Source organism: Stieleria varia (assembly GCF_038443385.1).
In the GTDB taxonomy this organism is placed as follows: Bacteria; Planctomycetota; Planctomycetia; order Pirellulales; family Pirellulaceae; genus Stieleria; species Stieleria varia.
The window spans coordinates 8,677,658-8,703,599 of sequence record NZ_CP151726.1; the positions used below are offsets into that span (position 1 = coordinate 8,677,658).

The window sequence follows — 25,942 nt, forward strand, 5'->3', positions numbered from 1 at the left end:
GCGACAAAGCCGCTAGTTCATTGGATGAGATACATCGGGGGTCGGCTGGGCCATTCGCGGCAGCAACGTGTTCTCGATAATCGAGCGAGGTACCTTGGAATTGCTGAGCGTCTGACGCCACAGCGATGGATCAACCAAATGCGAGGGTTTGCCGGTCAAGACATAGAAACAACACTTCGCAATGGCATGCACTTCGTCGGCAACCGTTCCACGAGATTCGTTTTCCAGCATCCGATCGGATGCCGTTGCCGGTGTGACAGGAACCCGCGAAACGGAATGACGACTCGCGTAGCCGACATCTCTGCGGCATGCGCTGCCGAAGTCGATCAGTCGAATTCGATTGTTATGAATCATGATGTTTCTGAGCGAAACGTCTCGGTGCAGCAGGTTGCATGAATGCAACGTCGCATAGGCGGAGAAGATTCGCTCGCACAGATCCAAGCGTGCTTCGCATGTCAACGTAGGTCGAGCTGCTATCCAGTTCTCGACGTTCTGTCCGTCGATCCATTCCAGCACGAGAAACGGTTTCGCCCCTTTGCCGCTTTCACCGAAAAACAGACGCGGTGCCAAACGGGGCTGGTCATCGTGAACCCCTGGCAGACTTTTGGATGACAACACCTTCCATTCACGTTGGAAGGTTGCCATCGCAGTGGAGTTCTCTGGGTTCAACAAAATCTTGACAGCACGCGACTCTCCGGACGTCAGTTCTTTTGCCCGATAGACGACTCCGTAGCCGCCACGATCGATTCGCCGGTTGATCTGTAGTCCTCTCTGTTTCAGGAGGCTCTCCGTGAACGAATCCAACTCGTCCAAATTGTCAGCGTCCCCCAATCCGAGAGCATCATGGAGCTGAAATCCGACGGGCCCGGTATCGGATCGATTCGGGTCGATCGGATGGTCGTCCGATAGAGTCGACTGCGGCTCTTGACGACTCCCGTCCGGATGGTGATGGCGTTCCTTTTTCATGGCTGAGCTCTCTTCAGGTGATACTTCGCTCGTTCAAGCAATCGCTCGACATTTTGCTTTGTAATGGACAGTCGCTCAGCGATCTCTGCGTAACCAAAACCGTCGACATATCGAAACCGCATGACCATCGCCCTGGAACGTTCTTCCAGGTCATCGGATTCGTCCCACTGTTTTAGGACGCGGAGCCCGATGGCGAATTCGATCCCAGTTCGATTCTGAAAATACGCTCCGCGGTCTTCGGTCAATCCCGCGATCAACTGATCACCCTCCTGGTCGTGCATCGGTAGGTCTTGAACGACGTCTTGCAATACTTTCTGATAACGCTCCTTGCGTGCATAGTGATTGAGCATCATGCTCGACATGGTCTTGGAAACGTATCCGGTGAGTTGGTTCCTTGCCTTGGCGCGGAGGAGTCGATCCGGATAACGTTCCAAGATGCGGAGAAACGCCTTGTTCAAAACCGCCGTGAACCGGGCACTGTGATCCGCGTTTCGGTCCAAAGCCTTGGGGCCGAGACCGGGCAGCACAGCGGCGACGCGTCGAAGCTCCCGATACAAGAAGCGATAGATTGCGTCTTCCAATTCGGGATCTCGATCGGAAGCCAACGCATCATCGTTTTCCGAACAAAGTTGCTCGATACGCTGAAAGATCCAAGGTTCCAATTCATCGTGATCCCTCGGCGACTGGTCTGGGCTATTCATCGTCGTTGCTTTGTGCAGACTCAAGTTTTGATTGGCGTTTCTCATGCAGAGCCTTCAGTCGCTCCATTCGTTCCCAGGACTGACTGAGCTCGGATTTCTGGAGGACTCCCCCTGAGACGGCGCGATGTGCTTGATTGCGTGCCTCTTCCTCATCCACCGAATCCCGTAGTTTATCCAGGTCGCTGCGGATACCAGCGTGAACCGATCCCTGATCACGCTGAGCTGAAACCAGCTCCAACAGGTCGGATTCTTGACGGGCTTGCTCTCGTCGCAGTTTCAATCCGGCGATTTCATTATCGGCTCGAACGAGCTCCAGTTCCATTTGAGAGATCACCGCGTTTCCCTCTTTGATGCTTTCCTGGTATCGAGTCAACGCCTCCGTGCGAATTTGCAATTGCTGTTCATCGAGCTCTTGCTGACTGAGTAGGTCATCGACCTGGGCCGCCAGTTCTTCGGCTTTCCACTGCTTGCCAGCGAATGTGATCATCTCGGCCTGATTTTTGGACGCCTGTTCCAATGCCGGATACGCTTCGGCCAGCACGTCTTCACGCCTTGCGACGCGGGCGGTGAGTGATTCGATTTCCTCATCCAGCTTGCGAGTTTTCGACTCCGCCAAGCTCAACTGCACGCGTCGATCAACGATCTGATCACGTGCATGGTCCAATTCATTCTTCAGCTTCCGATCCCGGACCGCTTGAGGAACGTTATCCTGGAGCTCTTCGACCGTTTCGTCTGCGGTCGCTCGCAGGTAACCCACTAGCTCCAAAAGGTGAGTGTTGGAAACGGTGACCAGGAGCACCAGAAAAAGGACTCCTCCGATGATGGATTTGGCAAGCCAGTGCGATAACATGTTCATGGACCTCGATTGTGTTTTGGCATTCAAAAAGCGGCGTAGTGGCCGCAACGGACTACTAACAATCGGAGGTATCCGTCTCCGGAAAGAAACTCGGGAAATTCTAGGAATTCCTCCCAAATGCCATGCTTCAGCCGTCCGACGCCCCAATCGAGGTGAAATGGTCGCCAAACTCAATGCCCTGGAGACGACTTCGCAAGAAGCTCGATCGCCTGAAGAAACCCGATGATGAACGGTGAGATTTAATCCGACCGAGATCGTCACTTGGTTGTCGGTTTTTGGGTCGGGCTGCGAACACCGCTGGGTTTAGATTCTGGTGCTGATCGTGCGGCGAGTCGGTGCAAGCACTCGACCCGCCGTGGGGATTACGTTCGCATGACGAGTTCTTGCACCATCGTGCCGGGATCAGGTCCAGATCATGTCCCTTGATTCTGTCATAAACGCTTCGTTGACGTCACAACCTCGGAGAGTCGAACGACTGTCTCTCGACTCTCCGAGTCGAGAGCGTACTACACCGTTGATTTTGCCAGTCCATATACGTTCACGCCATCGGAAACCCCACCAACGTCAGCTACCGTGCAGTTGTTTCAGCTTTTCCAACGCTCGAATCCACAGCATGCGGACGGCGGCTGACGTTTTGCCCATTCGCTCGGCGATCTCATCGTGGGACAGGCCGTCAATGTGCCGCAGCGTCAGGACGGTGCGATGCTCAGGCGAAAGTTTCTCGAGTGTGGCGGCCAACCGCAGCGTTTGTTCGGCTCGATCGGCGACGGACTGCGGGTCGGGTTCTTTGCCGACGGCGAGTTGTTCCAACTGAATACTGTCCCGGTCGACGGCGGCTTGCAAAGTCTTTTCGCGTCCCATTCCGCGTTTTTCAGTCGCCAGACAATCGCGTCGCTGTCGCATCATCGTTCGCGTCAGAATCACACGCAGCCAAGCCAAGCGTTCCGCGTGTGTGGATCCCCGAAAACCGGTTTGACCACGCCACGCGTCCAACAGGGCTTGCTGTACCAAGTCCGATGGGTCGACTTTGCCTCGCAAGTCGGCGGGCATGTGACGCTCGGCCAGGAGCAACAGCCAAGGTCGGAGGGGACCGATCGACCAAGTTTGCCGCAGTGAGCTTTCTGCGATGTACGAGTCCTCACTGGAGTTCATGCCCGGGCCTTCGTCGAGAACAGGCGACGCCAGCCTCGCCCCATCAACCGGGCGATATCGACGGGAATGCGTAGGCACCAGTAGATGTTGCACAGCAATCCAAAACCGATCAAAGAAATCAATACCAGATCTGCGGGTGCGAGCGTGTATTGGACCGTTTCGTTGTTCGCGCTGAAATACTCGTAGAACATTAGGATGGCGATCAAGACAGGGCCGCCTAAAGCCAAGGCCAGGACCGTGTTTATGATGGGTTTTCGGTCGGGATGGACGCGAGATTGACGCCACTGGTCAGCGGCGATCCAGAGGGCTCCCACGCACGTCCACGGGGTGATGCCGTAAAGCAACGTGACTGCCATGTCGGACTGTGTCAGCCAGGTGGATTGCCAGCCAACGATCGCGATTGCCAAGACGGGTGGTGCGAGTAGCAACCAGGACAGGCTCCAACGCCGACGCCGCAACGTTTGCACCAAATAGGCACACGGCAGCACAACGATTGCAAACATGAAGATAGCGCCGCGCAGATGCGATGACAGAAAGTCGGACAGCGCGTGGGGCGACCTTGCGTGGCTGATCATCGGCATGCGACGCCGGGGATCGGGAGAGGAATGAATGTTGGCATTCACGGGAAGAACAGTTTCCGGTCCGTCTGAGGTGATGAAGACTCCGTCTGCACTAGACGTGATGATCTCATCATTGTGCTGCGACGGGGAAGAGACGATGTGCGGTAGGTTTCTTTCAGAGAACCACTCGTCATCCGACTCGTAGATCACTCGCCCGGTCTCGCAATCAATTCCGGCGTGGTGGCTTTTGTAGAACCTGATCCAAACAATTGTTTTGTCGTGCTCTTGTGTCCATCGCTCACGCGTGATGCTGCCCGGGTAGTCGATTTCGGTCCTCCAGATTGGAACGTCAGAATCAAGCGGCAGACACGTGAACGTGACCGCAGGATCCTGTATCGCCAGTTCTTCTTTCTGGGATCCCCAATGCAAAAACAATCGTTCAGGAATCTTGTCCCCGTTGATGTCCCGCATCCACATTCCCATCAAGTGCCGCCGGTCATCCAGGAAAGCAGACACGGGAAGCGGATCGACGACAAGCTTGCTCTCGGCCAGCGAGTAGACTCGCGTGACACAGGTGTTTCCCTCTCTGGCGATCCAAGCGACCCGGGGATGATCACTTTCAGCAGTGCAGTCGGACAAGACGACTTGCTGATGTGAGCTGTCGCGTGAGAAGTCCGACTGCATGTTGCGATCGCCTGCAGAAATACTGTCGATGAGGTCGCCGTTATCGGCACGACACCAGTGCAGCGTGGCGGTGGGGCTCTCTTTATCCTGACCGCCGAGATAGACGATGTGGTCATGCACCTCACCGGGGACGATGTCAAACGGGACAAAGTAGCGTGTGTTGACTCCGTCGATCCAAAGCGGTCTTTGCCACAAAACCTCACCATCGCGACCGTCCCAGACGCAGAGGTAGAGCATTCGGGAGTCTTCGTACGATTGCGGACCGATGACATCCACCACGCCATCGCGATTGACATCCATGAATTGCAACTCATCCAGATGATCTGGTCGATTCAATCTTGCCGCTTTTTTCAAAAACTCCGTTGACCACCTGACCGCCCCGCTTTGCGAGCTGACGCTGGTCAGGATCAAAGCATCGCCGGGCTGCAGCCCGACCGCATGGCTCATAGGCTCATCACCGATCAGGATGATCGATCGATCGTTGTCAAAGGAGTAGGCGGAAAGGATTCGACCGCTGGTGGCAATGGGCATCGTCCAACGTGTTTTTCCGCTTTGACCATCGATCAAACTAGCGGGAGAATCGGATAGACCGACGCGTCGCTGGAGGAAGTCGACACGACCGTTGCTGTACCGAACCGGGGTCCACTGAAGCATTGAGCTGGGATCGTACTGGTACGTCCAAACGGTTTCCAGTGTGTCGGCGTCGATCACACAAAGTGGTGACGACGTGCCATCGCTGCAGGCAACAAGGGAGCGACCGTCTTGAGATTTCCATGATGCGATCAAGTGGTTTTCGCCCAGACGCAGGCGAGGCGAGGGTTCGTCACGCTGCAGCGTCAACTGTTGCGGGCCGTCGAGGTATGGGCCACTGCGTTGGCGGTAAACACGCACATTTTCTCGGGTGGGCGGGGTGGGGACGACATCCAGCTCTGCGGCGACATTGATCGGATCGGGGCTGGACGGATGAAACCGCAAGACCATCGATGCCAGTTCGTTGTCCGTCGTGCTGTCGCCGATCAGCAGATCGATCTCGACGGTTCCCGGCGGCGTGTTGGACAGCTCCGTGCGCACTGCATCGACCTCTGCAACTCGCAACTGTTGCTGGAGCATCGTCACGGGGTGACGAGCCCACGCCAACGACTTGCCATCACGACCGGAGATCCAATCGATATAGACGTAGAGCTCTCCTGTGTGGACGCTCGTCTTTTTCGCAATCGGGCTCGGAGGTCCGGCAAAGGAGGCGACGGCCAAGTCTCGCCATCCGTCTCCGTTGAGGTCCGCGGACACGCCGATTCGGGCAATGCAATCGTCGGCTGAACCGAGAATCTGCGGAACCGGTGTTTTATCCCAGAGCGATTTGCCATCATCAGAGCTGATGACATCGATCCCCAGATCGACTCCGTTAAGATAATTTGACGTTGGCACGACGACTTCATCGTTGCCGTCTCCGTTCAAGTCGGCGACCAGTGGCCAATCCGGTTGGTTTCGACCAACGGCATCACCCCACTCCAAGAGTAAGAGTCGATGTCGCCATCTCGGCTTGCCGTTCAGGTCAAAGGCTTCCAAAAGTGTGGCAACATACCCCATACCGGGTGCCGAAGTTTGCTGAGAGTCGACAAATCCCAAGATGGATTCGCCACCCCGTCGCATCACCACCGGTTTGCGAGCCGGCATGAAACTCAGTTTGAGCGGCGAGCCTATTTCTGTCCCTGACGCGATCTCGTATCGGTGGCACTGATCTCCCGCTTGGTAAACGATCACCCCCGATTTGCCATTATCCGAGTCATCGCTGATCCATTGCAACGGTGACGGCAACGCAAATCTCAATGGCGTCGATCCTCGGCGCACTCGGATCTCGAATTCGTAACCACCGCTTGAGGACGATCGATAGGCGCGGTGCGAATTGAAGCTGACGCCTCGGTACGAACGTTGGTTGTGTCGCTGAATACCCAGGACACCATCGTATGGCCATCGAGATCCGTAGGTCGCTGTGACGGGTGGCGGAAACATCGCACGGATCGGATCGCCCGACTTGCCACTGATCACTGCAACACACGCGTCGGCTTGGACCGCAAACTGCAGATGACATAGCAGTGCCGCGATGTCGTGAACTCCGTCGTCGTCGAGATCACCAACATCGACCAGATCCAGAACACCGGGAACCATCAGGTTTTCGCTGGCGGTGTGTGGTGCAGCGATCACGCTCTTGGCGGGCAAGCCGGCGATTTCGTAGCTGCGGGCCCAGAGTGTCTTGCCGTTGTGATCGACCGCCATCAAAGCGGCTTGCTCCGTCGCCGCCACGAGCGTATCGGACTCCCCATCACCGTCAAGATCGATCGGTGACTGCAGGGCGAGTTGTCCGTCGGTGTAGACGCAGTTGTCGTCCAAACTGCGGTGGCCGCGATTGGAATTGAGCAGATCGCCGGTGACCGCAAAGTTGACATCGGCAACGCGATCCGTCGTGACTTGGTCTTGAGGGGTCAGTGTCACGACTTGAGTGGGAATCGCAGCGACATCGAGTTGCCAGTCGTGTTTTCCTGATAAGGTAACACGCGAGAGCGAGCCGTTTTGACGTGACAGGATGGCGGGTTCGTTTTCATCGGCCACCGCGATCGCAAACGTATCATCGATCGGAACCGTCTTTCGCTCGATCGGCTGACCGGTCAAGCGATACTCGCGTTGTTGCCCGCGAGTAATCGGCAGACGTAGACGACGGCTCCATTGACCGGGCGGCGCGAGCAGCATGTCAAAATCGCCCGCAGGTAGTTTCTGATGACTCTGCATCGGGACGGTCAGTTGTATCGCACCGTCGGACAGGCTGGATTGCCCGACCGGATGGATGCTGGTCATGTAGGGGCCACCGGCGGCCCGCAATCGGAACGAACCGAGCGTGCTTTCGTGCCACGATCGCAAACCGAATAGCAAAACGGTGATCATCGCGGCGGTCGCCAACACCGTTGCCACGGCGATTCGCACACGGGATTGATGTCGACGCGTCCAGCGAACCGCACGCTCGACCAGCGAAATCTCACGTGCTCGGATCGGTCGGTCTTCACGGATCGCACGCAAGTCATCCGCCAACTCGGCGGCGGAGGCGTAGCGTCGATCGGCATCCTTTGCCATCGCTTTTTGGATCACGACGCTGAAGTCACGCGGCAGATCGTCGCGCAGCTTGTGAACGGGCAGCGGATCATCATCGCGAATCTTACTGATCAGCTTCAGTGGTTCATCGCCATCAAAGGCCGGCTGTCCGATCGCCATTTCATAGAGGGTCGCACCGAGTGAATAGATGTCGCTGCGTCGATCGACATCCGTGTTGCGAAAGTCTGCTTGTTCGGGGCTCATGTACCGGGGCGTGCCCAAGATCGCGCCGGTCATGGTCGCGCCGACGTCGAGCAAGCGTCGGGCCAATCCAAAGTCCGTCAACCAAACACGATCGTCCAGGTCGATGATCAAGTTCGCCGGTTTGACATCGCGGTGGACCACATCACGCTGATGCGCATGGTCGAGAGCCTCGGCGGCTTGGATCCCCACGCGGAGGATCTCCTCCAGCTCGATGGGGGTTTTGGATTCGTTGGCCGCAGTGATTTTCGCTGCCAAGCTTGTTCCCTCGATCCGCTGCATCGCGTACCAACTCGTGTCGCCAGTCCGTCCTGTTGCGTAGACGGGGACGATGTTGGTGTGGTGCAGTGAACCCGCCGTCTCGGCTTCGCGTTGAAATCGCTGCAGGGCTTGAGGGTCCACGATGCCAAATCGCATGACCTTGAGCGCGACCACGCGATCGAGCGTCTTTTCACGGGCCTCGTAGACGACGCCCATCCCGCCGCGTCCGAGTTCTCGCAGGATTTCATAGTCACCGATCGAATCGGGCGTGGGGTCCGCAGCGGTGGTTTGCTGCGGTGCCGCCTTCACCCCCAGCGTTTCGCCCTCGTCGAACAACTGGACGCCGTCCAAGCACGCCGCCAGACGCTCTGCGTACTCGGGATGCTCCGCCAACCATTGCTCGCGGGGCTGTGCAGCTCCTTGCTCGACGTCATGCAAATACCGCTCAAGAATTTCCGCAATTTTCTCGTCGATCGAGGAATCATCGGAGTTCTCGGACGTTTGCAAGGTGTTCATTTCTGATCGGGACGGGCGAAAGGGGGGAAATCCAGTTTAGTCGTTCAGCACGAATCGAGTGATCCATGCTATGCGTCAAGTTTCGTAGTGGGATTCGCACGAATTCCTGCTGCCAGCCCGGATTTTTCATCAGCCGCTGGCGCGATAGCGTCCGGTTCCCGAGTAGGGGCGTGAGAACCGGACGCTATCGCGTGGCGGCTGATAGGCGCAGAGAAGACTGTTGTGAGTCGCGTGACTAATCCCGTTTGCGAGTATGTGGAATTCTGGCGAATCCCATTACGAACAATAAGGAAGGGGAATTCTGGCGAATCCCACTACCACCATTAAGGAGACGGTCGGGATGGACGGCGCAACGAGGATTCTTTTCGTTTTTTCTGTGACAGGTGAACCTCCAAAGTGAGCCTGTGTCACCTGTGGGTCGGCGGACTTGGGAGGGCTTAGCAAGGGGAGTGGAGAAGGGATCATTGGTGAGGTCGGATCGAGCTGGCTCGATGACGACTAACCCAGGCTGTGAGAGATTTGGCGGTCGCTCGGTTGACTTTCGGCGGCCAAATCATTGGGCTCGTGTCATCACAGCGGTTACTCGGATGGGAGCAGCCGGACACGAAATCTCGGGATTCGATAGACCATTCGGATGAATCCCGTTTGGATAGGCCGCTTTGCGGCTTCCTGTGGAAACTTGTTTTCCAATTACTGTGAACAGATGCAGCCAGGGTTCCAGCTAGCAAACGAAACTCGAACGATTGTCGATTCACAGATCCGACCATGGAGTCGCTGGGGATGGACGGAGCAAGAGTGGTCGAGGTGAACGAGCGCAATGAAGCCGCTCGCAATCACCTGGACGCTTTTCGAGCGTTTTTTTGTGTGGCGTCCGAGAATGATCATTCTGACCCGTTACCTTTGCGGAGACAGCACGCCAGCTTGTTTTCCTACAATCGATCGTGTGCGGACGAAAACAATTCCTAAATGGGTTGATGGAAAATCGGCGATGCGTGACTTGGATCTTTGGCAATTCCTTGAGGCGACGGAGGTCGATTCGAAAATCGGATCGACCTCTGTCTCGCCGCTGGAACAACTTGCCGAACGGTCGTTGCGTCAGCGTGCCCCGTTTGTCTCGCTGCTGATCCGCTGGCTGGATTCTCCTGACGCCAGCGTGCGGCGTGCGATCTTGCTGTGCTTGGCAGGCTGTCGCGGCGTCGCGGCACGCCGTGCCTTGGTGAATCACCTCGACGACGATGACGCTTCGGTACGCCAAGCAGCTCTCGACACGATCTCGGTGACGCCGACGCGTTCTCTGTTGGTGCACGCGTTGTTCCATCCCAGGTGCGACGTCCGTCTGGCCGCGATCGAGTCGGCGACCAAACAGTCAGCGGGCATGCGAAAGAACAACGCCGATTTGCTGCTCTACCTGTTGTGTGATCCCGAGACCCGTCAGCACGCGATCGACTATTTGGCGACGTCACAGATCGATCGTCTGCCCTTCATGCTTGTCAGCGCAATGCACGCGGCGAAGTTGATCGACGATACGTTGGCTCGTCGTATCGTTTTGATGGCCGACCCCCGGATGATCATCGTCCTGTTGAGTAACTGGTCAGAGTCTGACGATATCGACTCGCCGCCCGTCATCTGGCTACTGAGTCTCTTTTGGGATCAGGATACAAGTGAGCCGGAGGCGGTATCGAATCGATTCCCAAAAGGCTTTTTTCACGCTTTGATCGAGTCGATTAGCGCCCCCACGGGGAACTGGGTTGATACCAAATTTGCACTCAGGTGTCGCGACTTGGTGCATCAACGTGGCCGGTGGAATCCTCTGGTGGCGCGTTTGTGCTTGATCGGTTTGGCGAGCAGGCTGGACTGGCTGGTGGACGATGTGCTTCCGCTGGATGTGTTTCGCGAGGTTGCGGACGAGCTGTATCGCGTCGGTATGTCGATCGCGGAAGTCCCAGTGGAGGTCGTTCGGGGCTATCTCAAATCGCCGTGGTGCCGTCGTGAATCGGGTCAGTTGGATTTGCGCGTGATCGGTGCGATCCTGCACCTCCGCCGACGTGACGGATTTCAGGTCCTGTTGAGTGAATTCAAAGTCACGCAAATCACGGCCGGTTTTGATGAGCGTCCTGCCGAATCCGCGATGCTGTTCTCCTATCCAGGGTCATCCAAAGAACAGAATGAACTGATCGAAGCCGTCTTTGCCAATCGATCCAAAGACCCGTTCGCCATCGCCATCATGTTGTGCGTGGTGCCGGCGAGCGGTTTGCGGTTTGTTGCTTCACTCACGTCAGCAGAGATGGTCAAGACGTTGCGTGAGTTGTATCGCTTGACCGATGGCGACGAGTGGTCGGTGTCCGTCAACAAGAGCGCCGCGATCGCCCATCAGTTCTGCAGGCAAATGCTGAGTGGGCAAAAATTGGATGAAATCGCATTCCGTGAGTTTCTGCAGCAATGGTTGACCGATCGATGGCTTTCCGACACTCCCATTGCCACCGTGTGGATCGATTCCGCAGACGAGCGGGTTCGTAGACGGGCGAGGTTCTCCGTCGGCGTCGACTTGGTCACCGAAGTCATCCGGTCGCTGGATAACGAATGGATCGTCGTTTGGATGATCGACAACATGACGCCGGTCACGATGGCACAGTTTCTTTCCGTGGTGCCGTACTGCAGCGGACTCTCCTATGCCTTTGAGATGACGCTGGCTCAGCGGCTGATCGATCATCCTGAACCCGCTCTCGCACAATGGGCCGCAGATCGCGTGTCTGTTCAGAACGGTGCGTCTGGCAATGCGGAAAAGGAGGCAGCGGAGGCTGCACTGGAACCAGGCTCGTCGCTGTCGCCGGCAAACCGACATATCTTGATCAACGAGTCAGCCATCCGCATGCACGCTTTGGCGGTCTCCTTGATCGGCAAACGCTGCGTCGGTGTGGTGGACGCGATTCGTGAGCGTGGATCGCTGACCACGGATGACGAACGTGTGGCTGCTTGCATTGCCCTGTTTGCGTCTGCTGACTCACCGATCGAAATCGCCACAACGCTGGTGACGCTGGGTTGCGACGATGAACGCGTTTACGCGCTCGTGGTCCCGGAGTTGATCCGGCATGCCTACCTGTCGCGTCTCGGTCCGCTAGGCTTTGCGTTGATGCATCGCTGGGAATTCCCCGCATTCTCGTTTGGACGCTGCTGCATGGCCGACGAATCCGAATGCATCGCTTGGTTGGAGATGGCGGATCGGCTGGCAGCACCCGTCTTGGCGCAGGAACTCGTTCGCTGCATCGCCCACGTGACCGCATTGTACATCGCACGCGAGAACACGCGTGCCGAGGAGTTGCTCGGCAAATCGCTTTTGGAGACCTGGCTGGAGAGATTGCCGACTCAGTACTCGGTCGATGCGGCGGGTGTCCTGATGCGTGCATTCAAACGCGGCATCAACCGGGCAGCGTTTGTGCAGATGCAGACCCGTGCTTTGGAGATCATTCCTGAATTGAGCGCCGAAGTTCAATTCCGGTTGAGACCTTGGGTGGACTCCACGCGATTGGGCAGCGTTGCCATCACCCGGCAAATCAAGCCCACTGCCGTAGACTCAAAGACTCGCGACGCCATCAGCCGCTGCATGGATCGAGACCGATTGTCGGCTTGGTTGCGAGACCGAGACGCGACGATCGTGGTTGATGCCGTAATCAGATTGATCGAGTTGGGACACACCGGGATCGAATGCCTGGTCGATTCACTGCTGGAAAATCCGCCGCTGCCTTGTGCACAGGCGATTGCGGAAACCGTCTTGCTGTGGCCCGCGGACGAGTTGCCGTTGGTCGTTGGATTGATAGGCGATCGCATGCCAGATAATCGCAAGCTCCCTGATAGCACCTTGTTTCATTTCACGCTTTACGCATTGGTGGGATTCGGCGACGGGTCGCATGTCGAATTTGATCGTGACACGGCGATCAAGGTTCTCAGCGATGTCATGATGCGTCCTTGTACAACGTCGTGGATTCAATCTACTGACATGACGCTGTTGCTGTCACAGCTTTCACACGATGAAATCGCTGAACTCTGCTGTCGTTGGACGCAATCGATGCATCCCAACGTTTATCGGTGGGCTGTCTTGCGTCAGGTCCTTCGACTGGACAATGCGGATGTCGATCACGCCCCGGTGATTCGTTCCCTCGAACAGTTCCTGCAGATCGGCACGGATCGTGATCAATCGCTTCGGGTCAAGGCAGCGGTTGCCCTGGCCCGAAAAGGCAACTGGATTGGATTTCCTATCCTGTTGACGCACCGTTTGGAACACGGTGTTTCCGATGCCAACGATCCGCTTGCGCGATTACCCATGCAATGGGTTCCTGACAAGCTGGTGGTGCCCGCCGTGGAGTCCTTGTTGGCAGCCGGCCCTGATGCCATCAGCGAAATCGCATTGAATTCGCTGATCGATTTCCAACGCATGGAAATCCATCACGTCAAGGCAGCCGAGCGCGTGATGCGTGATGCGATGGACGACAATGTTCGTCAAGGCGTGGCGACCATGGTGCGCGGTCACGGCGATCGCCCCGGAAAATTGCGTCGGATTGCCGGCGAGTTCAAACGCGGCGTCCAGGTCGGACGGGAATTGACCGGACGACTGTTCTCCATCGAAATGATCGGAGGCAGCGACTACGGCTACACGCGATTGACCGAGGACCGAATCTATATCAATCCAATGCCGCTGCTGACGGGAGTTCCACACGCCGAAGACATCGTTCAAGGCCTGATCGTCCATGAGATCGGGCATCACATGTACCATCGCGGCCGTAAAGAGGAAATGATCTGGCGATCGGCACAGAAACAAGGTCTTGGCCAATTGCTCAATCTCGTCGCCGATGAGCATCTGGAACGAAACCTGCGAGCGTTGGATCGCAATTACGGCAATCAGTTGAAACGACTGGGCGCGTACGCGTTCAATCGTGGTGCCAAGGACATGGCGGTGGATCAAGTCCTGAGGTTGCTGCGTGAAAACGCGTTTGACGTGTTGCGGAACAATCCACCGACCGTTGCCAGGGCCCCGGAATGCCTGCACCTTCGCGGCGGCATGCTATTGCAGGACTTGGAGCGATGCGGCAGCAGTTTCGCTCGCTTCTTTCGCGCAATGCGACTCGGACTGGGCAACCGGCACGATGACCCAAAGGTCGCCGAAGGACTGGCGTTGTTTGACAAATCGTTTCGCAAGCTCGACATGTTCGGACTGATGCGGGTTTGTAAGCAACTGCGTAGAATCTTCGGCGATGATGCGTGCATGAATGGGTTTCCAACGCTGGAATCGCTGCTGTCCGATAGCGATGGAGACTTGGCGGTCAAAGCCGACGGGATCAGCAACGACGACATTCAACGCGAAATCCTGCGAGTCACCAAACCACCGAGTGCCGATGGTGGGAGCGGTGGACCGCTGGTGATCAACGTCGGCGATGATCTGCAATTCAACTTGATCCACCGAGTCCAACGCTTGCCTTACTTGCCCGATGCGTATCGCCCTCTGGCAGAGCAAGTCGGTGCAACTTCGCGTCAGTTTCGTGATTTTCTGCGTGACTTGGGGCTGTCGCAGGTTCGTCGTCCGCGGCGGATCCGGGGACGGAGTGTCGACGCGGGAGGGCTGCGAAATCTGGTACTCCGGGGAGACCCACGTGTGTTGGTTGCTCGCGAGGTTCGCTACCACAACGATCTGTTCCTGTCCGTCGTCGTCGACTGCAGCGGATCGATGGACACCGGAGACAGTATGCCCAAAGCACGGTTGTTTGCGGCGATGATGGCCGAAGCATGCCGTGGTCTGGCGGGAGTTGATCTGCGGATCTTTGGCTTCACGGACAACGAGATCTACGATGCCGGAGACGCGATGCGTCCCGCCATCGCGGAACTCAGCGCGGGGGGAGGAAACAACGATGCCGCCGCGCTGTGGCATGCGGCTGGCGTGGCCAAACAATCACGACGTAGCGCCAAGGTGCTGGTCATGATCAGTGACGGATTGCCAACGGAGTGCAGCACCCAGGCGTTGGCGGCGCTGGAGCAACGACTCAGCCGGCAATCGGATACGGTTTGTGCTCAGGTCGCCGTGCGACCGTTGACGGAGATCTGTTTTCAGAATTATATCGAGTTGACCGACACCGACATCGCGGTGTCCGTGCGACGCTTCGGCGCGATCGTCGCGAAACTTGTCAAACAAATGATTTAGGAATGGCGTGATGACGAAGTGGAGTGTGGACGAATTGAATGTCGGCATGTTGGTCGAAACAACATTCTGGGCCAATCCGGTTCAGACCAGCGGATTTCGTTTTCGAGCGACCCATCTCAATGGCCGACGGGCACCAAAAGTCATCCTCTGCGATGACGCCAGGATCGTGCCAGGCAGACCCTGTCGTGTGAAAATCACTGCGATCAAGAAAGCGTCGCGTGAAGACCGCGGGTCGATCGAAGTCGAGTTTGATCGAATGTTGGAATTCCAGCTCGACGGCGTATACCTCGATCCCATCGTCTCAAAGAAGTTGCAAGTGTTGCTCGAGAGCGGATTGAACATCTTGCTCGATGGTCCGCAGGGCTGTGGCAAGACGGTCACCGCTCGTTCGATCGCCGAGACCTTGGGTATGGAGTTCGTTTTCTTTAATTGCGGCGCGGTGGTCGACCCGACCGACTTCTTGGCGACCATCCAAGTGCGCGCGTCGGAGACCGGCTCGCCCGTCACGGATTTCACCAAGACGGAAGTGCTCGAAGCGTTGGAGGCGGCGTTGGAAAATCCCAGAAAGCGATACCTGATCTTTTTGGACGAGTTGAATCGGTCTCCCGAAAGTGCCCGCAACGCTTTGATGCCCGCGTTGGATTCGTCGCGTCGACTCTTTCATCCGATCGAGAACCGATTTCTGCCCATCGGGGACAACGTTCAGTTCATCGCGGCGGTCAATCGAGGCAGCGAGTTTTCAGCGACATTCGGAATCGACGCGGCGCAGTTGGACCGTTTCGCGCCGTTGCAAATGGATTACTTGCCCGCGGCGGAGGAAGTCAAATTGCTGAAAGCTCGGCATCCCGAACTGAGTGATGCGATCATCAAACGCATCGTGGACTTGGCCAGCAAAGTTCGCTCGGCGCCCGAGATTCCAGGCGGACTGTCTGTGCGAGCGACGGAAGAAGTGTGTGTGTACTTGAAGCATCCCTTGTTCGCGGAGCAACCGCACCAGGATTTGGCAGAGATCCTCAAGTCGTCATTCTGCGGCCGATTTTCGGGACACTGGAGCGACGTCACCACCGACGCCGGAGCCGTCTGGTCACTGATCCAACGAGGGGCCCGGCGTGAGCTGAGCTGAGCCATCCGCCTCGACAAATCGGATCACCTAATTTTTTAGGTATTTTGCTTGACCGAGAATCCACGGATCGATATACCTAATTTATTAGGTAATGCGACGAGAGCTTTCGCGTTGCGTTGCCTCGCAGTTCTTTGACTCCACGAGATGGAAAACGATGTCCATGGACGCCGATCCGACAGAACGTGAAATGGAGATTCTCAAAGTGCTTTGGGAAATCCAAGAAGGCTCAGTGCGAGAGGTGCACGAACGTTTGACGCCCGAGTCGGGTTTGCACTTCAACACGATCCAAACTCAGCTTCGAATCATGGACGACAAAGGACTTGTCAAACATCGACGCGAAGGAAGGGTGTTTCTCTATCGTCCTCAATGCACTCGTGAGGATGTCTCATCTCGATTTGTCAAGAAGGTGTACGACGGGGCCGTCAACGAACTGATGTTGAACATGTTGCGATCCGAAAAGCTCAGCGACAAGGAGTTGCAGGAGCTGGAAGCGATGATCGCGGAAGCCCGCTCGAAAAAATCACAGAAGAGGAAAAAGCGATCATGATCATGCAGAATTTCTCGCAATGGTTGGCTCATTCGACGATCTTCGGGACCATCCTTCTTGCGATCGGCGCGATCGCGGTCCTGTTGTTTCGCCAACCGGTCCACCGCGTTCGAATCATTCACTGGACGCTTGTTGCCTGTTTATTGGTTCCTTTATTTCAGCAATTCCATTTTCTGCCGAGTTACTCGCTGGGATTGCTGCAATCCACAGTCCAATCAAACTCGCTGATGCAGGTGGACATGACATCAGCGACTGAGTCAGTTTCCTTGGTTGACGAAGGCGTGGGGGCGGCGAATCCGGGTCCCATCGCGATCGCTCGAACTGTGCAATCGCAAGAGTTATCGGCGGAACCTGTGGCGGATCGCGAAAGCAACGCATCGGTCACCCAGCCAGAAGGATCGACCCACGCCCAAGCTGCGCGGAGGAACGTCATCGCGTCACTTTGGCTTGCCGTGCAAATGCTCTATCTGATGACGGTTGCCGGCATGGGTGTTTTTTGGTGCTTGGCCATATCGCGTCGATCCGCGATCACACGTCGAAGCCGTCCCGCGAAAAAGTCGACTGCAGCGTTGCTGTCAGGTATCGCGGGAACGAACAAACTGCCCAAGTTGCTTGTGAGCGATGACATCTGCTCTCCCGTCATGTGGGGTCTGATGCGATCAACGATTGTGATCCCGTCTACGCTGGAGAATGGGGAACCGGATCGACTGAGGTGGGGTTTGGCACACGAGTGGGCACACGTCGTCAATCGCGACTATCCCACCTGGATCCTGGCGGCGATCGCTAAGTTTGTTTGCTTCTTTCAGCCTCACTATTGGTGGCTGCGACGGCAGTTGACGCTCAGTCAAGACTACCTCGCCGATGCTTATGCGACCGACCACGGTGAATCGGCGGAAGACTACGCGGCTTTCTTGGTCGAGTTGGCTCGCGATACGATCCCGGCTCGCGGCACTTTGGCCTTGGGCATCGCTGACAGCAAGTCGAATCTGTTTCGGAGAGTTCAAACGCTTGTCGTTTCCAGCGTTCCATTGCTCCGTCGCCCAAGCCCATTCTCTGTTCTGGCCATTGCGTTGACGGGTGTCGTAGCGGTTGCCAGCTTGAGCCTACTCCGCCTTGGGAATCAACCGGCTCTTGCAGCCATGCCGGTGACGGAGGGCGACAAGGATGACGGTGCCGCAGGTAAGACCCTTGACGGCGACACAAAGGACGATGGGCGGTTACCCGATCCGATCACCTATGTCGGCAAGGTCATTGACAGGGAGACGGGCAAGCCTATCAAGGGCGCCAGCGTTGAAGTCATTCACGAGCTGAGTCGCGATCCAAACACGAATCAGTGGGTCACGCTTCGCACCACCACGCATGTTTCCGATGAGAACGGCAGGTATGAGTTCACATTGCCGCCGGAGGAGGTTGCCCAGCCATCACTTTACATTGTCGTTGATGCACATCACCCCAACTATCAACCCAAAGGACAAAGTGGGTATGCACATTCGATGATCCGCACAAACTTGGAGAAGGGCGAGCCACCGTTCTTTGAGACAATCAAGTTGTCTCCCGGGGAGCCGATCATGGGACAAGTACTCAATCCAGACGGGGCCCCCGCAGTCAACACGCGTTTGTTGGTGTACTCAAAATCGCCAACCAAACCTGAAGGACAGAGTTGGGAATACGGGGCTTTCCAGAATACTGCAACCGACGATGAGGGCCGTTTTCGAATGGTTGTCGCGACGCCAGGTGACGGTGTACTATGGATTTATCCCAAGAACGCTGCCCCAAGAGCGATCCGGCTTCGAGACAAACGCGGCCAATATGACTCCATCCAACTGAATGACGGCAAGCGTCTGACCGGCCAAGTGCTAGACACCAAAGGAGAACCGGTCGCCAATGTCGGTGTTTCGGTCGATAGCTTGAGCGATGGCGAAGATGCTGACGAATTCCTGAATCCGAACGCTGTCTCCACAGGCATTCGGGCTACAGCGATGACGGATGCGCAAGGCAAGTTCGAACTGCTCCCCCTGCCGCCAGGCGAGTATTCGGTGCGTGTCGAAGATCAGGTGCATGACCCGACAGAGGAGCAAACAGGACGGAAGCCGAAGAAAGATCTCGACCACGCCTTTTCACGGATGAAGATCACCATCTCCGATGACGACATCAACGAGCCACTTGTCATCCGAGCACTTCCGCATGTCATCATTCGAGGCCGATTCTTTGATGCTCATGGAAAACCTCGTGCAAGCCACTCTCAACATCTGTTTGGAAAGGTCGATGGTGAGTTCTTCTCTATGGAAAGCTCTCGGCCAGGAGAAGACGGTTGGTTCGAGTTCAAGGCGCCTCACGGTGCAACGGATGTCCGCATCAATACGATGACCAACGAACACAGCGCGCTTCGCTGGAGACTGAAACCCAAGGACCCGTTGTCTGTCGAACGTGAAATCAATCTTGGAACATTGGAAGAGGATATCACGACACTAGAAATCGTTCGCTACAAAGCTCCCATTCTGCTGGTCAAAATCATCGACGAGACCGGCAAACCGATCGATGGCTTCAAGCCCGACACGCAGTACGTCGAATCAAAGGACGACGAAACGATGATGAGCGGGCGGTTCGTGAACGGTGGCGTCATCAATTTCGAGAAACAGCCAGACGGTCGCTGGCGGTCTGGCCAAATGCAACCCGATACCAAACTGCAAGTAACAATTCTCGAAAATGATCTAGGGAATCGAGACGATACGGAGGAGAATGATCCTGATAAAGAAGCTCAGGAGTTCCATTACGTGACCAAGCCGCAAACGGTGTCGTTGGCGGAGAGTGACACCAAGGAAATCGTCTTCGTGATGGAAAAGCAAGCGGGCAGCAAGGATCCGGTCCGATGACCTCCATTCGCACCTTGCTGTTGCTTGCTCTCGCATCGACACTTGGGCACGCTACTGAACCCGGCACAAACCCTGTGAACTATCGGCGGCATATCGCGCCGCTGCTCAGTCAATTCGGGTGCAACGCGGGTTCTTGCCACGGATCGGTTCATGGGCAAGGCGGGTTCAAGCTCAGTTTGTTCGGTTTTGATGATGCGGCGGACTATGAAGCGATCGTAGATCGTGAGGCCGATCGAGTGCTCAAAACACCCCAGGAGAGCCTCCTGCTGTTGAAACCAAGCGGGATCGTGGACCACGAAGGCGGTAAACTTTTCGATATCGATTCTCCGGCTTACAAGTTATTGGAGCGTTGGATTCGAGAGGGGGCAAAAAACGAGCAACTGAGTGAGCTTGTCAAACTCTCCATTGAACCGTCCGAAGTCAATTTGAGCTCCGCGAGCCCCCATTGTGATTTCAAGGTGTTCGCCCGGTTCGCCGACGACGCGCTCCTCGACGTGACCAATCTTGCCGCGTTGAGTGTCGTCGACGATTCGCTGGCGGAGGTGGACGCCCGTGGGACGCTCACTCGAATGGGCAATGGGGGCACTTCACTCATCGCCACCTACGGCGGACGCTCCGCCAGCGCATCGATCTTTTCCATTGACGCTCAGATTGGCGTGCCGGTGCTTGAACCGCCAGCCAATGAGGTGGACAGGTGGATAAACCTCAGGCAGGAGCGACTGCGGATTGCCCCCGTTGAGAAAACCGATGACTACGCGTTCTTAAGACGACTCTCTCTGCTAACGATGGGACGTTTGCCGACACCGGAGGAGGTTCGATCGTTTGCCGCGGATTCAAACTCTGAAAAACGCACCGTTGCAATCGATCAAGCATTGGCCTCGCCGCAACACGCGAGCCTTTGGGCAACCCGGATGTGTGAAATCACCGGCAGCCGAGAGCAGTTGTCGTCAGACGCCGAGATCGCAGAGCAGCAACAGCGGCGATGGCACGAATGGTTTCGCGTTCGCTTCGTCGACAACCTGCCATATGATCAAATCGCACGTGGCGTTCTGACGGCGACGTCACGTGATCAGCGATCCACGAGCGATTTCATACACGCTTGTGTGGAGAGGCCGACCGATATTGCCACTGATGCTCAAGAATATGCGGCAAAGCCGACCTTGGATCTGTACTGGGCGCGTCGAAAGGAGAATGAGCAGGTCGATCTTGAGTCACTGGCCGAGCGCACTGCCGCTGCCTTTCTCGGTGTTCGTATCGAATGTGCCCGTTGCCACAAACATCCGTTCGATCGCTGGACGCAAAACGACCATCGATCCTTTGCAAACTTGTTTGCTCAAGTCCGATACGGTTTGTCTCCAGAAATGCGAATGGGCTTAGCGGACGCGCTGGAGCAACGTCGCCGACGCATCGCTGTCGGTGAGAGCCCGAGCAAGATTCCGCGGATAAGAGAGGTCTATTTGACCGCTAGCACGTCGGGGAACTTCCGCGATGCGGCGACCTTGGAGTTGCTGCCGTCGAGGCCATTGGGTGACAAACACTACGAGGCTGACGAAGATCCTCGCGAACAGTTCGTCCATTGGTTGCTGCTGCCCGAAAATCCCTTCTTCGCCCGCAACTTTGTGAATCGTGTTTGGGCGTATTATTTTGGACAGGGAATCGTAGAACCTGTCGACTCGTTTTCAGCCTCCAATCCACCCTCACACCCCGAACTCTTGGACGGGCTCGCCAAAGAGTTTATCGCTAGCGGCTACGACATTCGCTCTCTGGAGCGGACGATTTTGACCTCCAATGCTTGGCAGCGAGCCGCCACGATTCCTGCCAACCAGCAAAACGATCACCGCAACTATTCTCGCTTTCCAGTCCAAGTATTGCCCGCTGCAGTTCTCGTCGATGCCATCGCTGACGTGGCAGGAGACGATGACAATCGGGCCGTGGACTCGCCAATGCGCAGTCCTGTCACATCGGCCGCCCCCGAGTACTTTGACGTATTTGATCGTCCCGAGAGAGTGGCCACCTGTGACTGCGAAAGCAGTCATGCTCCATCGCTGCGGCAAACCATGCTCATGCTCGCCGATGACACGCTGTTGAAACGCATCCAAGATGGGATCGCAGTTGAATTGGCTCGCATGAGCAAGAATCGGAAGCTCGTGGAGCAACTTTTTCTCACCACGCTGTCTCGTCCACCCACAAAAGACGAACGCAAGTCGGCGGTCAAACATTTGCGTGAAGCGAAGGACCGTATCGAAGCGGTCGCCGATTTGACCTGGAGTCTCATGACGACGCGCGAGTTCTACACCAACCACTGAAACCAGCCAATCACCTGCGGGGAAACGCCGATGAGTTTGAATGTCAAAATCTCACGTCGAAGTGCTCTCTACGTTGGGACGACGGCGGTGTTCGGACACCAACTGTCCGCCGCCGTTTCGGCCCTCGCTGCGAACAGGTCGGGGAAAGCCAAGAATGTGATCCTGCTGTGGCTTGATGGCGGTCCATCAACGATCGACATGTGGGATCTAAAACCCGATGCACCTGATCAGATTCGGGGCGAATTCAAACCGATCCCAACCAGTGCATCGGGAGTTCAGATCTGCGAGCATTTTCCAGAACTCGCCAAGGTCATGGATCGATGTTTACTGATCCGAAGCATCACGCACAGCATCCCTGCTCATGGGCCGGGGACGCAGTACCTGATGACCGGCCGGTTGCCTTCCGCTGCGCTGCAGCACCCTTCTGTCGGATCGCTGGTTGCAAGCCAACTTTCCGACGATCGAGCTTCCCTTCCTCCTTACGTGACGTTTGCCGCCCCACAAGGAGCCGGAGCGGGCTTCCTCGGGTCGGCTTGGAATCCCTTTGATCTGGACGCTGACGCTCGGGAACTGCCTCGTGGGGTCTCGTTGAATCGTAGTGACGATGCCAGTGACGCGGAAAGGCAACTCAAGCAGTTTCAAAAGCGACTGGCTCTTCGTAAACAGTTCGACTCCGGATTTGATCGGCTCAATCAAGACGAAGTCGTCGAGGGGCTGAATCGTTTTTCACAACAAGCCATCGACGTGCTCTCAAAAGACTCGGTTCGCGGTGCGCTTGATTTGGAAAAAGAAAACGCCACGCGGCGTGACAGGTTTGGCGCAGGGAGTTTGGGACGCAACTCACTTCGAGCCTGTCGGCTGATCGAAGCCGGTGCTCGATTCGTGACCGTTACGTTCGGTGGTTGGGACACGCATCAAGGTAATTTCACAGCGCTTCGCCAGAACTTGCTTCCGCAGTTGGACAAGACGCTTTCGGTGCTGATCCTAGACTTGGAGGAGCGTGGTCTTTTGGACTCAACCATTGTTCATTGCGTTGGTGAGTTTGGTCGGACCCCCGTCGTCAATGGTGGCGGCGGTCGTGATCACCACTCACTCGCGATGACGGCCCTGCTCGCCGGTGGCGGATTCCCCGCCGGATCAATCATTGGGGCAACGGACCAGGAGGGTTACGAGCCGATCGAATCCCCCTGTTCGCCCACGAAGCTAACGGCGACGATTCTTCATCAGCTCGGCATCGACGGAAACACACAAGTACAGACACCCTCCGGCCGAAACGTCCGTCTTATTCCCGAGGCGGTCACTCCGCTAGCCCGGATCATTCATTAGCCGGCACGCGATAGCGTCCGGTTCCCGATTACAGGTGTAAGAACCGGACGCTATCGCGTGGCGGCTGATATGCGCAACCTGTTTTCGTGCCAATCCGCGTAAACCGTTTCTTGCAAACGTATTGCGAAGACTGTAGTGAGTCGCATGAATAATCCGAGCTAGATCTCAGCTAGAGGCATCCCCGGCGATGCTTTTTGGCGGGCGTGCCGATATTCACCTATTCGACGTTTTGCCCTACAATGCCGATCCCCTAGGGGGCGGTAGCTCAGTTGGTTAGAGCAGGGCACTCATAATGCCTGGGTCGCGGGTTCAAGTCCTGCCCGCCCTATTACTTCTGATTCCGTCATGATGCCGACTTTCGGCATCGCGGCGGCTCTTGATCATCTGCCTTTCTCCGGCCAGTCAGGCAAGAGTGCCCGGCCTACAGCGATTGAATTCCCCCCGCTAAGTCAATCAACAAGCTGCTCGACCAGTCTGAGAGATTTTTCTTGGGAAATATCAGTTTCCTTGTCCCCGATGATGGCGCTTCATTTCGGTAATCTCTTGTGGGACCTCCCGCTCAGTTCATGTCGCAACCTCAAGCTGATTTCCAGTGAACTCCGGTCAGGACGAATGCGTGGATGAAAACGCTGCACTTTCCAAGATGATCAGCCCGATCAAGGACCGAATGTTTGCCACCGTTTGGCGTATCCTACGACACCCTCAGGATGCCGAGGACGCTTTGCAAAACGCTTTGGTTGCTGTCTGGCGACGTCAAGCTCAGGTGAAAATGCATCCTGCTCCACAGGCCCTTATTCTTCGAATCTGTGCGGATGCCGCGATCGATCTATTCCGTCGCCGTCGCATGGATCACGTCGATGTGAATCTATTCGAAGGTCGCCTCACAAGTGATGATTTGCTGCCTCTGGAGAACTTGGTCAGAGACGAACGACTCGACAACGTAATGGCAGCGATCTCAAGGCTGTCGCCTCATCAGGCCACTGCGATTGTCATGAAATACATTCAAGCAGAACCTCACGCCCAAATTGCCGAGGCGCTCGATTGTTCGATTGAGACGGTTCGCGAGCACCTTTCTCGTGGACGAACACGGCTTGAACGAATGCTGGCGAACTTAGGATCTGATCCATTGCCAAGGAAAGTCACTTCACCCAATTGTCGGGAGAACAAAGATGAATGAAAACGACATCAACCGAACAAACGCCGACGTTCTATTGAAGCCGTTTTCACAAATCGCTGTACCGCCTGATGTTGTCCAGCGGCTAGATGCATGCTGCGATGAGTTCTTCAAAGAATCCAAGAGAGAGGGCAATGTCATGCATCGCAATGGATTGATGAAAGCACTCTTTCATCACGCGACAATCAGCGTACTTTCCCTCAGCGTGTGCGTATTGTTCGTCGCCGGTTGGTTCGTGTTCAGTTTTGGGGCACCGTCAAGAGCTTTTGCACAAGTGAGGGAGGCGGTTCAGAATATGCAGAACGCCATCATCACCTATGAAAACCCAAATCAGCCAGAACAGAACATGAAGGTTTACCTTCTCAAGTCCGGGGCGTTTCGACAGGAATTTAGCAATGGACTGGTAAGGATATGCAGCCCCGATGGAGAACGTTGCCTGGGCTTAGAAACAGACTCCAAGACAGCGTGGTATTCAACGGTCGAGGGTCAATCGGATGCATGGTATCCGATTCGCAAAATCATGGACGCGACGCGATCAGGCATTCAATCACTTGGAACTCGCGAAGGGGGATCACACAGAGGATTTCTTGTCGAAAGTGAATCAGAACCGATCCGTCTTGAGATTTGGGTGGATGTCGAGACTGATTTACCAGTCGAAGTCGTTGAATCGCCCGCCACGCCAGACGATCCGCTTTACTCACATCGGCATTCAACGTTGCGATTCAAGTTCAACCGTGACATTGCCAGGGAGCTGCTCAGCCTGACTCCGCCAGAAGGCTACCGCCTAGTCAATAGTGGACCGAGCGTTCCGATGCCGGAGGTTCCGCACGGGATTGACATGCGAAAACTGGAACTCAAACCCGGACTCGGAATGGGCGGACTCACCTGGGGGGATGATTTGGGTGCCGCGAAGAAGCAAATTGGGCCGCCGAGCGAAGTGAATTACTGCTACACGATTGATGGTCAAAGGTTTCAATCCAGAACGAAGCCAGATGATGCATCCATCGACTACATTCTCGCTGAGTTTGACGCACTTGGACTCACCCTAAATTTTCGAGAGGGTGGCGGATTGTTTTCCGTCGCCGTGGAATCAGGGATTCCTGACGCTGGAGTCCGCAGCTTTCCGGGGAAGACAAGTGAAAACATTTCGATCGGGGATTCGTTCGATCAGATTCTTGAGGCATACGGAAAACCGACTCGTTTCAGAGGACCGGCCAAGTCTCCTTTCGCTGTCATTTACCAGAACTTGGGAGTTGCATTCGTTTTGGAAGAAGGTCAAGTAACAGGGATATTGGTCACGGAGAAGGAATCAAAGTAAATCGGGCGAAACGAAATAACCCTAATCCGACCGAAATCATTAGAGAGACT

The 25,942-nt window shown here is 56.0% G+C and carries 13 protein-coding genes and 1 tRNA gene; 9 read left to right on the plus strand and 5 right to left on the minus strand.

Annotated elements, in window-relative coordinates:
* Positions 1-12: 12 nt before the first annotated feature.
* From Pla52nx_RS29345 to Pla52nx_RS29365, 5 genes are all read right to left on the minus strand, one after another.
* Positions 13-966 carry a serine/threonine protein kinase gene (locus tag Pla52nx_RS29345; protein WP_146521496.1) on the minus strand — a complete coding sequence of 318 codons (954 nt, stop codon included), beginning with the start codon at positions 964-966 and terminating at the stop codon, positions 13-15.
* On the minus strand, positions 963-1,667 hold the full coding sequence (locus Pla52nx_RS29350; protein WP_197454799.1) for an RNA polymerase sigma factor: 705 nt from the start codon (positions 1,665-1,667) through the stop codon (positions 963-965). The genes Pla52nx_RS29345 and Pla52nx_RS29350 overlap by 4 nt, the downstream gene beginning before the upstream one ends.
* Positions 1,660-2,517, minus strand: a complete 858-nt coding sequence (locus Pla52nx_RS29355) for a hypothetical protein (protein WP_231742154.1) — start codon at positions 2,515-2,517, stop codon at positions 1,660-1,662. Before Pla52nx_RS29355 ends, Pla52nx_RS29350 begins: the two co-directional genes overlap by 8 nt.
* 570 nt (positions 2,518-3,087) lie before the next feature.
* Entirely contained in the window at positions 3,088-3,675 is a 588-nt protein-coding gene (locus Pla52nx_RS29360) for a sigma-70 family RNA polymerase sigma factor (RefSeq protein WP_146521499.1), read from the minus strand.
* Entirely contained in the window at positions 3,672-9,038 is a 5,367-nt protein-coding gene (locus tag Pla52nx_RS29365) for a serine/threonine protein kinase (RefSeq protein WP_146521500.1), read from the minus strand. The genes Pla52nx_RS29360 and Pla52nx_RS29365 overlap by 4 nt, the downstream gene beginning before the upstream one ends.
* Before the next feature lie 988 nt (positions 9,039-10,026).
* On the opposite strand from Pla52nx_RS29365, the gene Pla52nx_RS29370 reads away from it, so the two are divergent.
* The 9 genes from Pla52nx_RS29370 to Pla52nx_RS29410 all read left to right on the plus strand — a co-directional run bounded on the left by Pla52nx_RS29370 (position 10,027) and on the right by Pla52nx_RS29410 (position 25,892).
* On the plus strand, positions 10,027-15,225 hold the full coding sequence (locus Pla52nx_RS29370; RefSeq protein WP_197454800.1) for a VWA domain-containing protein: 5,199 nt from the start codon (positions 10,027-10,029) through the stop codon (positions 15,223-15,225).
* A 10-nt stretch (positions 15,226-15,235) separates the two neighbouring features.
* On the plus strand, positions 15,236-16,348 hold the full coding sequence (locus tag Pla52nx_RS29375; protein ID WP_146521502.1) for an AAA family ATPase: 1,113 nt from the start codon (positions 15,236-15,238) through the stop codon (positions 16,346-16,348).
* Positions 16,349-16,502: 154 nt separating this feature from the next.
* The gene (locus tag Pla52nx_RS29380) at positions 16,503-16,895 is read left to right on the plus strand and encodes a BlaI/MecI/CopY family transcriptional regulator (RefSeq protein ID WP_197454801.1); all 393 of its coding nucleotides are present in this window, start codon (positions 16,503-16,505) and stop codon (positions 16,893-16,895) included.
* Positions 16,892-19,768 carry a carboxypeptidase regulatory-like domain-containing protein gene (locus Pla52nx_RS29385; protein ID WP_146521503.1) on the plus strand — a complete coding sequence of 959 codons (2,877 nt, stop codon included), beginning with the start codon at positions 16,892-16,894 and terminating at the stop codon, positions 19,766-19,768. The genes Pla52nx_RS29380 and Pla52nx_RS29385 overlap by 4 nt, the downstream gene beginning before the upstream one ends.
* Positions 19,765-22,074, plus strand: a complete 2,310-nt coding sequence (locus Pla52nx_RS29390) for a DUF1549 and DUF1553 domain-containing protein (protein WP_146521504.1) — start codon at positions 19,765-19,767, stop codon at positions 22,072-22,074. The genes Pla52nx_RS29385 and Pla52nx_RS29390 overlap by 4 nt, the downstream gene beginning before the upstream one ends.
* A 30-nt stretch (positions 22,075-22,104) precedes the next feature.
* Positions 22,105-23,400, plus strand: a complete 1,296-nt coding sequence (locus Pla52nx_RS29395) for a DUF1501 domain-containing protein (protein WP_146521505.1) — start codon at positions 22,105-22,107, stop codon at positions 23,398-23,400.
* Positions 23,401-23,654: 254 nt separating this feature from the next.
* Positions 23,655-23,728: transfer RNA gene (locus Pla52nx_RS29400), tRNA-Ile, on the plus strand.
* Between the two features lie 264 nt (positions 23,729-23,992).
* Positions 23,993-24,577 carry an RNA polymerase sigma factor gene (locus Pla52nx_RS29405; RefSeq protein WP_146521506.1) on the plus strand — a complete coding sequence of 195 codons (585 nt, stop codon included), beginning with the start codon at positions 23,993-23,995 and terminating at the stop codon, positions 24,575-24,577.
* The gene (locus Pla52nx_RS29410; protein ID WP_146521507.1) at positions 24,570-25,892 is read left to right on the plus strand and encodes a hypothetical protein; all 1,323 of its coding nucleotides are present in this window, start codon (positions 24,570-24,572) and stop codon (positions 25,890-25,892) included. Before Pla52nx_RS29405 ends, Pla52nx_RS29410 begins: the two co-directional genes overlap by 8 nt.
* Positions 25,893-25,942 lie beyond the last annotated feature (50 nt).

What these genes read in the sequence shown, in the direction of transcription:
- Pla52nx_RS29380 (WP_197454801.1), top strand. Translation starts at nt 16,503, where the DNA reads ATGTCCATGGACGCCGATCCGACAGAACGTGAAATGGAGATTCTCAAA.
- Pla52nx_RS29410 (WP_146521507.1), top strand. Translation starts at nt 24,570, where the DNA reads ATGAATGAAAACGACATCAACCGAACAAACGCCGACGTTCTATTGAAG.
- Pla52nx_RS29345 (WP_146521496.1), bottom strand. Translation starts at nt 966, where the DNA reads ATGAAAAAGGAACGCCATCACCATCCGGACGGGAGTCGTCAAGAGCCG.
- Pla52nx_RS29365 (WP_146521500.1), bottom strand. Translation starts at nt 9,038, where the DNA reads ATGAACACCTTGCAAACGTCCGAGAACTCCGATGATTCCTCGATCGAC.
- Pla52nx_RS29375 (WP_146521502.1), top strand. Translation starts at nt 15,236, where the DNA reads ATGACGAAGTGGAGTGTGGACGAATTGAATGTCGGCATGTTGGTCGAA.
- Pla52nx_RS29360 (WP_146521499.1), bottom strand. Translation starts at nt 3,675, where the DNA reads ATGAACTCCAGTGAGGACTCGTACATCGCAGAAAGCTCACTGCGGCAA.
- Pla52nx_RS29395 (WP_146521505.1), top strand. Translation starts at nt 22,105, where the DNA reads ATGAGTTTGAATGTCAAAATCTCACGTCGAAGTGCTCTCTACGTTGGG.
- Pla52nx_RS29370 (WP_197454800.1), top strand. Translation starts at nt 10,027, where the DNA reads ATGCGTGACTTGGATCTTTGGCAATTCCTTGAGGCGACGGAGGTCGAT.
- Pla52nx_RS29350 (WP_197454799.1), bottom strand. Translation starts at nt 1,667, where the DNA reads ATGAATAGCCCAGACCAGTCGCCGAGGGATCACGATGAATTGGAACCT.
- Pla52nx_RS29355 (WP_231742154.1), bottom strand. Translation starts at nt 2,517, where the DNA reads ATGTTATCGCACTGGCTTGCCAAATCCATCATCGGAGGAGTCCTTTTT.
- Pla52nx_RS29385 (WP_146521503.1), top strand. Translation starts at nt 16,892, where the DNA reads ATGATCATGCAGAATTTCTCGCAATGGTTGGCTCATTCGACGATCTTC.
- Pla52nx_RS29390 (WP_146521504.1), top strand. Translation starts at nt 19,765, where the DNA reads ATGACCTCCATTCGCACCTTGCTGTTGCTTGCTCTCGCATCGACACTT.